This window comes from Alkalibacterium psychrotolerans (genome assembly GCF_054784355.1).
In genome coordinates, this window is sequence record NZ_BAAGPH010000117.1 from 1 (window position 1) to 8,707 (window position 8,707).

The following is an 8,707-nucleotide window of genomic DNA, read 5'->3' on the forward strand; positions in this document are numbered from 1 at the left end:
CAAACCAACGGTTAGCTGAGAGAAAGAACAGAAAAGAAATAGCCGTGTAATTTTTAAAAAATAGTCATTTTGAAATTAGACGAGTGTTTCCTTTTTTAAAAAGTTAGTTATGAAATTGGTTCAAATACTCTTCATTATGCTGCTGATTTTATGGTAGAATGATTAGTATCAATAGTTTGAAAGACCTTTATTTTTTAGGGAATTAAATTATTGAAGAATGGGAGGTTTCAATAAAGTGAAAGACGGTATATATTCAAGTTTAGATATTGGAACCACTTCAATTAAGGTCATTGTTTCTGAAGTGTTAAATGGGAAAATGAATGTTATTGGAGTTGGAAGTGAAAAATCAAATGGTATTAATAAAGGTTTAATAATCGATATAGATGAAACAGCTATTTCAATAAACAAAGCAGTAAAGCAGGCAGAAGAAAAATCTGGAACAAGAATTGATTCTCTGATTGTAGGTGTTCCGGCTACAAATATTGAGATTAAACCCTTCCACGTATCTGTGGAAGTTGAATCAGTCTCTCAGGAAATTGATGAGTCTCTGCTGGAAAAAATGATTGGACAAGTTGAATCCAAAAAAATCCCTTCAGACAAAACATTGCTTTCGGTGATGGTCGAAGAATTCATTGTTGACGGTTTTGACGGGATCAAGGATCCTCGAAAAATGGTCGGTAACGAAGTAGAGTTGTATGGTACGCTATTGTCTGTATCCAGAACGATTCTGCACAATATTAAAAAAAGCGTAAATAATGCAGGCTACAATGTCAGTGACTTGCTGTTTCAACCTAAAGCAATGTCTGATTTAATCATGACAGAAGATGAGAGCCGTTTTGGAACGATTCAAATTGATTTAGGTGGAGGTCAAACGACTGTATCTGCGGTACATGATGAACAAGTGAAATTTTCGTCAGTGATTCACGAAGGTGGAGAAAATATTGCCAAAGATATATCGGTTGTCTTGAATACATCTATAAAAAATGCCGAAAAACTCAAAAGGGAAGTCGGCAACGCTTATAGCGAATATTCAACTGAAAAGGACCAGATTATTTCTGTTGATGTAGTCGGTCAGGAAAGCAGTGTCGAAATTAAAGAGTCTTACATTGCTGAGATAATTGAAGCCCGATTGGCGCAGATTTTCGAGAAAATAAAAGAAGAACTGGATGAAATTGGTGCACTGGAACTTCCAGGCGGCATTATTCTGACAGGTGGAACTGCCGGCCTTCCTAAAATAGAAGAACTGGCGGAGGATATCTTTGAAGTAAATGTAAAAACTTACATACCTGACTTCATGGGTGTGCGCTATCCTTCCTTTACCAACGCGATAGCCTTGGTCTATCATAAGGCTAAAATGGGTGAAATTGATAAAATATTAAATCACATGATCTTGAATGGTCATTATGATGAGATAAAAACACAAGGCAAAACGAAAACAGAACCTGCCAAACCGGTGACCTCGAAAGACAACAGTATTCGCGAGAATGAAAGTAATGAAGAAACATTTATGGACAAAATTAAAAATTTCTTTTCAAATTTCTTTGACTAATATTGAAAAGCTATACAGGAGGAAAAATAATGGATTTAGGTTTTGATTCTGCAATTTCAAATGGAGCAGTTATAAAAGTAATTGGTGTTGGTGGTGCCGGAGGTAATGCGGTCAACCGTATGATTGAAGATGACGTACAGGGTGTCGAGTTTATTGTTGCCAATACGGACTTACAGGCACTCGAGATGATGCATGCTGAAACTAAAATACAATTAGGGCCTAAATTGACCCGTGGACTAGGAGCAGGAGCCAATCCGGAAGTAGGAAGAAAATCAGCTGAAGAAAGTGAAGAAGCTATCGCTGAAGCACTGACCGGTGCGGACATGGTATTTGTAACTGCCGGAATGGGTGGGGGCACAGGGACTGGAGCAGCTGGGATTGTTGCCCGTATTGCTAAAGAACAAGGAGCCTTGACAGTTGGTGTAATTACACGACCATTTACCTTTGAAGGACCGAAAAAAGGTCGTTTTGCTGCTGAGGGAATCAGCTCCATGCGTGAACATGTCGATACTCTTGTAACCATTTCAAATAATCGTTTACTTGAAATTGTCGATAAGAAAACACCAATGATGGAAGCATTCAGAGAAGCTGATAACGTGCTGAGACAAGGCGTACAGGGTATCTCTGATTTGATTACCAATCCAGGCTATGTCAATCTTGACTTTGCCGATGTGAAAACAGTAATGGAAAACCAAGGTTCTGCATTGATGGGAATTGGTACAGCAACAGGCGAGAATAGAACAGCCGAAGCGACTAAAAAAGCTATCTCTTCTCCTTTACTTGAAATTTCCTTGGATGGTGCAGAAAATGTACTATTGAACATTACTGGCGGAGCTGACCTCACACTGTTTGAAGCACAAGATGCTTCTGATATTGTATCAGCAGCTGCAACGAGTGACGTCAATATTATCTTCGGTACATCTATCAATGAAGATTTGGGTGACGAAGTTGTTGTAACGGTTATTGCTACTGGAATTGACGCTGAAAAGAAATCAGAAAGAACAGTTCAACCGAAAAGACAGCAAAACAAAGAGAAACCAGCTAAAGCAAATGACAATGATCCTTTCGGAAACTGGGATATTCGTAAAGAACCAAACTTGAGAGATCGTCATAATGCTGACTTGGATCAGGATGAAGAAGAAAAAACTGAAAACAAGCCAAATAATTTATTTGCTAGAGAAGAAACAAAAAATGTTGAAGAAGAAATGGATACCCCTCCTTTTTTCAGAAGAAGACGTAAATAATAGTTTCCGGAGAGGATGAGTCTGGTGAGCATTAAGGAAAAATTGAATGATTACTTTTCGCTAAATGATTCAGATAATGATTCTGAAGAAACAACTGCTGAAAAACCTAATAAAGAAATAAAGAAACGTGCTAATCCGATGGTTTCAAAGCAAGTTGAATCGGAAGCAGTCAAAAAGACAACCCAGCAGAACGTGGTGGCGATTAACCACCAGCAGGGCATGAAGAAACCAAGAATAAAGATTATGGAGCCTCGTTTGTATTCGGATGTTCAGTCAATTGCTGATATTTTACTGAATAATCAGTCGGTTATTCTTAATTTCAGAAGAATGGATAAGCATCAGGCTAAGAAGATGATTGATTTTCTAATGGGAACTACGTATGCTATTAAAGGAGATATCCAGAGGTTAGGGGAAGAGATATTTATCTGTACCCCTCAGTCTTTTGAAATAGATGGAGACGAACTGCAAGCCCTCAAAAATAACGAGTACTAAGTAGAATGGAGTTACTGTAAATATAATGTTAGTTCAAATTTTATCAGCACTGTATAGATTAATCATGCAGGGGCTGCAGATATACCGTATTGCTTTAGTGGTTTATTTCTTGCTGTCATGGATGCCGGGAGGGTATCAGTCCAGTCTTGGGCAGTTTTTGATCCGAATCTGTGAACCGTATGTCGGTTTCTTCAGACGCTTTGTTCCTCCGATTGGCATGATCAGCCTGGCTGGTTTAGTGGCACTCTTTTCATTAACATTTGTCGAGTATGGCATACAGGCGATTTTTCAGATGCTATTTAATCTTATAATACAGTTTGGATGAGATATTGATGGAAAATATTTACCAGCATTTTAGAGATGATGAAAAAATATTCATTGATCAGCTGCTGGATTGGCTGAGACAAGTTGAAATGCAGTATACTCCTTATTTAACTCCTTTCCTTGATCCGAGAGAACAGTTTATTGTTGAATCGGTGGTCGGTCAATACGACGAAATTCAGGCAAACAGTTATGGCGGTTACGAGGCGGCTGAACGTAAGCGCCTCTTTCTGTCGCCAAGCTATTTTACCCCTGAACAATCGGATTACTCAATAAAGATTACCGAAATCAGATACCCTAAGAAATTTGCTGATTTATCTCATGGTAAAATTCTAGGAACTTTGATGGGCGCAGGAATTAATAGAAATACAATCGGAGATATTGTGTCAGATGGTGAACGCTGGCAATTTTTTGTAGATGAAACAATTCAGGACTTTCTGCTTTCCACTGTGGATAAAATAGGTAAACTATCCATCCAGCTGGAAGAAGTACCTTATACAGCTATTGTCATTCCCAAAGATTCATGGGAAGATCAGCAGGAAATTGTATCATCCTTAAGGCTTGATACTGTTCTGGCGAGTACCTTTAATATTTCTAGACAGCGGGCCAAAGAACTTATTTCATCTAATAAAGTCAAAGTTAACTGGAACGAAACAGACCGGCCTGATATGATGCTTGGTATTTATGATGTGATATCTGTTAGAGGCTTTGGCAGAATCCGTCTGCAGGCAATTGAAGGAAAAACCAAAAAAGAAAAGATTCGTTTATCACTCGGTGTGTTGGACAAAAATAGGTAATAGCTTCTTGAGTTAAGTTAAGACATTGATTATACTAGTACCAATAGGGCTTTAATACTAAATGGAGGTGTTCTTCGATGGCATTAACACCATTGGATATACATAATAAAGAATTTCCTGTCAAAATGAGAGGTTATGATCAAGATGAAGTCAATGACTACCTTGATCAGATTATTAAAGATTATGAAATGCTGTTAAAACAGAAAAAAGAAGCTGAAAAGAAGCTGAGTTTTGCTGAAGAGAAGCTGGCCAATTATGATCAGATGCACGATTCCCTCAATAAATCAATATTAGTTGCTCAGGAAGCTGCTGACCGACTGAAACTTAATGCTGAAAAAGAAGCAGACATGATTACAAAAGAAGCGGATGCACAGGCATCTAACTTGAAGCATGAAGCGGAAAACAATGCCGACGAACTTTTAAAAGATGCAGTTAACAAAGCTAGAAAAATCGAACAGGAAACTGAAGAACTGAGAAAGCAAAGCAGAATTTTCAGGCAGCGTCTTCAGTTGATGATTGAATCTCAGCTGGAACTGGTGAAAAAAGAAGAGTGGGATGATATTTTGCAGCCACCTGCTTCAGAAAAACCTGAAACAGAAACGATTAAAGAAGTAAAAAAAGAACTGGACCACAAGCAAAGCGATGAAATAGAACAAGGTGAGTCTGACGTAACGGCTGATGAAGAAATAAATCAGGAGTATGAAGAAGGCATGACACCGGCAGTAGAACTGCCTGAAATTAAATAAGTAATTACTGTTGAAACGGTCATGGTGAAAACTTTACAGAGAGTCAAGGTAAGCTGAGAATTGACAAGTGGACATTATGATGAATCATTCAATTAATTTTAAGCTGAACTACAGTAAGCTTAAACGTATATCTGCGTTAAAGACTTAAGGGAAAGTGGTGACCTCATCATTTTCCAAAGTAAGGTGGTACCACGAAGATTTCGTCCTTTGAGATGAAGTCTTTTTTTTTACAAAAAATAGTGAGGGATGAGACAATGGAAATTAAAGAGACATTGAATTTATTGAAAACACAATTTCCTATGCGGGCTAACCTGCCTAATAAGGAACCGGAAAGACAACAGGAATGGAACGAAGCGGATGTCTATAATAAGAGACAGGAGCTGAACAAAGATAAGCCTTCTTTTGTTCTTCATGACGGTCCTCCGTATGCGAATGGTAATATTCACATCGGACACGCTCTAAATAAGATTTCTAAAGATATTATTGTCAGATATAAATCCATGACTGGCTATAGAGCACCCTATGTACCGGGATGGGACACACACGGTCTGCCCATTGAGCAAGCTCTGACCAATACTGGTGTAGACAGAAAATCAATGTCGGTAGCCGAATTCAGAAAGAAATGTGAAGAATATGCCTGGCAGCAGATTGAAAAACAACGCACAGACTTTAAACGTCTTGGTGTAGCTGGTGAATGGGATAATCCTTATGTTACCCTGACTAAAGACTATGAAGCAGAACAAATCAGAGTTTTCGGTAAGATGGCAGAAAAAGGGCATATTTATCGTGGTCTGAAACCTATTTACTGGTCTCCTTCAAGTGAGTCTGCTTTGGCAGAAGCGGAAATTGAGTATCATGATGTTCGTTCACCAAATATTTATGTGGCCTTTACCGTCAATGACGGCAAGTCTATATTGGATGAAGATACGTCATTTATTATCTGGACTACTACACCATGGACGCTTCCGGCTAACTTGGCGATTGCAGTAAAACCTGATTCGACTTATTCTGTACTGGAAGCAGACGGCCGTAAGTTTGTTGTTGCAGCTGATCTGGCTGAAGAGGTTGCAGAAACACTTGAATGGTCAGATGTGACGCTTGTAAAACAAGTCGAAGGGAAAGACATGGAAGGTATGACAGCTCACCACCCATTTTATGACAGAGATTCCTTAATTATTGTCGGTGATCATGTCACACTGGAAGACGGTACTGGTTTAGTGCATACCGCTCCCGGACATGGTGAAGATGACTACATCGTTTGCCAGAATTACGATTTACCTGTTATTTCTCCAGTTGATGAGAAAGGCTGCTTTACAGATGAAGCACCAGGACTAGAAGGTATTTTCTACGATAACGCGAACAAAACCATTACAGAATGGCTTGAAGAAAAAGATGCCCTGCTGAAACTGGAATTCTTCACGCACAGCTATCCACATGACTGGCGTACTAAAAAACCGGTTATTTTCAGAGCGACTCCGCAATGGTTCGCATCTATCCATACTTTCCGTGAAGATATTCTTAAAGCTGTGAAAGAAGTAGACTGGTTACAGCCATGGGGAATGCAGCGTATTTATAATATGGTACGTGACCGTGGAGACTGGGTTATTTCACGTCAGCGTGCCTGGGGCGTGCCGCTTCCTATATTTTATGCAGAAAACGGCGATCCGATTCTTACACCTGAGACAACGGAACATGTGGCTAAACTCTTCAGTGAATATGGCTCTAACGTCTGGTTTGAAAAAGAGGCGCATGAATTGCTGCCTGAAGGGTTTACGCATCCATCTAGTCCGAATAATCAGTTTACTAAAGAAGCAGATATTATGGATGTCTGGTTTGATTCCGGTTCATCACATCATGCAGTATTACGCACGCGTGAGAACCTGACGTTCCCAGCTGACTTGTATCTTGAAGGATCCGACCAGTACCGTGGATGGTTTAACTCAAGTTTGACAACCTCGGTCGCGATTAATGGAGTACCGCCGTATAAAGCAGTCTTATCTCAAGGGATGGTTTTAGATGGTGCCGGCAAGAAGATGAGTAAGTCCGTGGGTAACGTAATTGATCCGAATAAAGTAATCAAGCAAATGGGAGCAGATCTGATTCGTCTATGGGTATCCAGTGTGGATACACAGTCGGATGTCAGAGTCAGCATGGACATCCTGAAGCAGGTATCAGAAGTTTACCGTAAAATCAGAAACACTATCCGCTTCCTGATTCAAAATATTGAGGACTTTGATGTGAAGATAGACAGCATCGCTTACGATGAGCTGCGTCCAGTCGATCAGTATTTAATGAATCGTCTGAACGAAACGAACAAGCGCGTCATGGATGGATATGAGCGATTTAATTTCTCAGATATATTTAAAGAGATTAATCATTTCTGTACTTTAGATGTGTCGAACTTCTATGCTAACTTTTCTAAAGATGTCCTGTACATCGATGCACCGGAAGACTACAGCCGACGAGCAATGCAGACAGTTTTCTATCACATTGTCAGAGACCTGACGAAACTGCTGACACCAATCCTTCCGCATTCTGCTGAAGAAATGTGGTCTTACCTGCAGGAAGACGAGAAGTACGTTCAGCTGTCAGAATTCCCTGAGGTTCAGAGTTATGCAAATGAAGAAGAAATTAAGGAAAAATGGAGCAAATTCATGAAGTTCCGTGACCATGTTCTTAAGGCGAATGAAGTAGCCCGTGAAAACAAAGTGATTGGTAAAGACTTTGAAGCCAAGACGACTGTCTATGCTACCGAGGAAGTTAAAGCGTTGCTTGATTCCCTGAACAGTGATATCAGACAAATTCTAATTGCTTCTGAATTTACAGTCAAAGACATCTCAGAAAAACCAGAAGATGACTCTATCTTGGATTTCGAAACTGTTTCTATCAAGGTCGAGCATATGCCAGGAGAAGTATGTACCCGTTGTCGAATTACGACAGAAGAGTATACTGCTATATCCGATGATGAGGTTCTTTGCCAGCGTTGCTACGATATTTGTGAAAAACATTATCCGGAAGTTCTCTCATAAAATAGCTACCTTAAAAGCTTCACATTCCCTTAGGCTCCATTTAGAGAATGTGAAGCTTTTCTTTTTTATGTTATAGATGCTTGAATTGAAGCGGTTTCTTTTGTATAATTTGAAATGTAATAGATTGATAGTGCTTGACATATATAGTTTGAGTGTTTAATTCTGTTACAAGTCTAATTTCGAGGAGGAACAGATCAATGGTTCAAGGTACAGTTAAGTGGTTCAATGCCGAAAAAGGTTTCGGTTTTATTGAAGTAGAAGGACATGATGATGTCTTTGTTCACTTCAGTGCAATTGACAGTGAAGGTTACAAATCACTGGATGACGGTCAGGAAGTTGAATTCGACATAGTTGAAGGCGACAGAGGCCCACAAGCAGCAAATGTAACTAAAGTCTAAAAAAAGCGGGGCTGGGAAAAAACTCCCCTAAAATGAATACATCCCTCGACCGATTTTGAAAAAAAATGGTCGAGGGATGTTTCTTTTTTAAAGACAAAATGAGCCCCACCGGCTATAATTGAAGTACCAAC

At 39.5% G+C, this 8,707-nt stretch carries 8 protein-coding genes and 1 other annotated feature; all 8 genes read left to right on the forward strand.

Annotation, left to right across the window (positions count from 1 at the left end):
• The first annotated feature begins 235 nt into the window (after positions 1-235).
• A complete protein-coding gene (gene ftsA, locus ACYVLS_RS09620) occupies positions 236-1,549 on the forward strand; it encodes a cell division protein FtsA (RefSeq protein ID WP_460323968.1) in 1,314 nt (437 codons plus the stop codon).
• A gap of 29 nt (positions 1,550-1,578) precedes the next feature.
• Positions 1,579-2,793 carry a cell division protein FtsZ gene (ftsZ, locus tag ACYVLS_RS09625; RefSeq protein ID WP_460323970.1) on the forward strand — a complete coding sequence of 405 codons (1,215 nt, stop codon included), beginning with the start codon at positions 1,579-1,581 and terminating at the stop codon, positions 2,791-2,793.
• Positions 2,794-2,817: 24 nt separating this feature from the next.
• A complete protein-coding gene (locus ACYVLS_RS09630; RefSeq protein ID WP_460323972.1) occupies positions 2,818-3,285 on the forward strand; it encodes a cell division protein SepF in 468 nt (155 codons plus the stop codon).
• A 25-nt stretch (positions 3,286-3,310) separates the two neighbouring features.
• Positions 3,311-3,610: a YggT family protein gene (locus ACYVLS_RS09635; RefSeq protein WP_460323974.1), complete on the forward strand. Its 300-nt coding sequence runs from the start codon at positions 3,311-3,313 to the stop codon at positions 3,608-3,610.
• Between the two features lie 4 nt (positions 3,611-3,614).
• Positions 3,615-4,403 carry a YlmH family RNA-binding protein gene (locus tag ACYVLS_RS09640; RefSeq protein ID WP_460323976.1) on the forward strand — a complete coding sequence of 263 codons (789 nt, stop codon included), beginning with the start codon at positions 3,615-3,617 and terminating at the stop codon, positions 4,401-4,403.
• A 77-nt stretch (positions 4,404-4,480) separates the two neighbouring features.
• The gene (locus ACYVLS_RS09645) at positions 4,481-5,149 is read left to right on the forward strand and encodes a DivIVA domain-containing protein (protein ID WP_460323978.1); all 669 of its coding nucleotides are present in this window, start codon (positions 4,481-4,483) and stop codon (positions 5,147-5,149) included.
• Positions 5,144-5,360, forward strand: a binding site (T-box leader). Its footprint overlaps the gene before it by 6 nt.
• Before the next feature lie 43 nt (positions 5,361-5,403).
• Positions 5,404-8,178: an isoleucine--tRNA ligase gene (gene ileS / locus ACYVLS_RS09650; protein ID WP_460323979.1), complete on the forward strand. Its 2,775-nt coding sequence runs from the start codon at positions 5,404-5,406 to the stop codon at positions 8,176-8,178.
• A gap of 197 nt (positions 8,179-8,375) precedes the next feature.
• Positions 8,376-8,576, forward strand: coding sequence for a cold-shock protein (locus tag ACYVLS_RS09655; protein ID WP_460323981.1), 201 nt, complete (start codon positions 8,376-8,378; stop codon positions 8,574-8,576).
• The last annotated feature ends 131 nt before the right edge of the window (positions 8,577-8,707 follow it).

Excerpts from the sequence above, each read along its gene's own strand:
- ACYVLS_RS09645 (WP_460323978.1), top strand. The coding sequence starts at position 4,481 with ATGGCATTAACACCATTGGATATACATAATAAAGAATTTCCTGTCAAA.
- ileS (WP_460323979.1), top strand. The coding sequence starts at position 5,404 with ATGGAAATTAAAGAGACATTGAATTTATTGAAAACACAATTTCCTATG.
- ACYVLS_RS09655 (WP_460323981.1), top strand. The coding sequence starts at position 8,376 with ATGGTTCAAGGTACAGTTAAGTGGTTCAATGCCGAAAAAGGTTTCGGT.
- ftsZ (WP_460323970.1), top strand. The coding sequence starts at position 1,579 with ATGGATTTAGGTTTTGATTCTGCAATTTCAAATGGAGCAGTTATAAAA.
- ACYVLS_RS09635 (WP_460323974.1), top strand. The coding sequence starts at position 3,311 with ATGTTAGTTCAAATTTTATCAGCACTGTATAGATTAATCATGCAGGGG.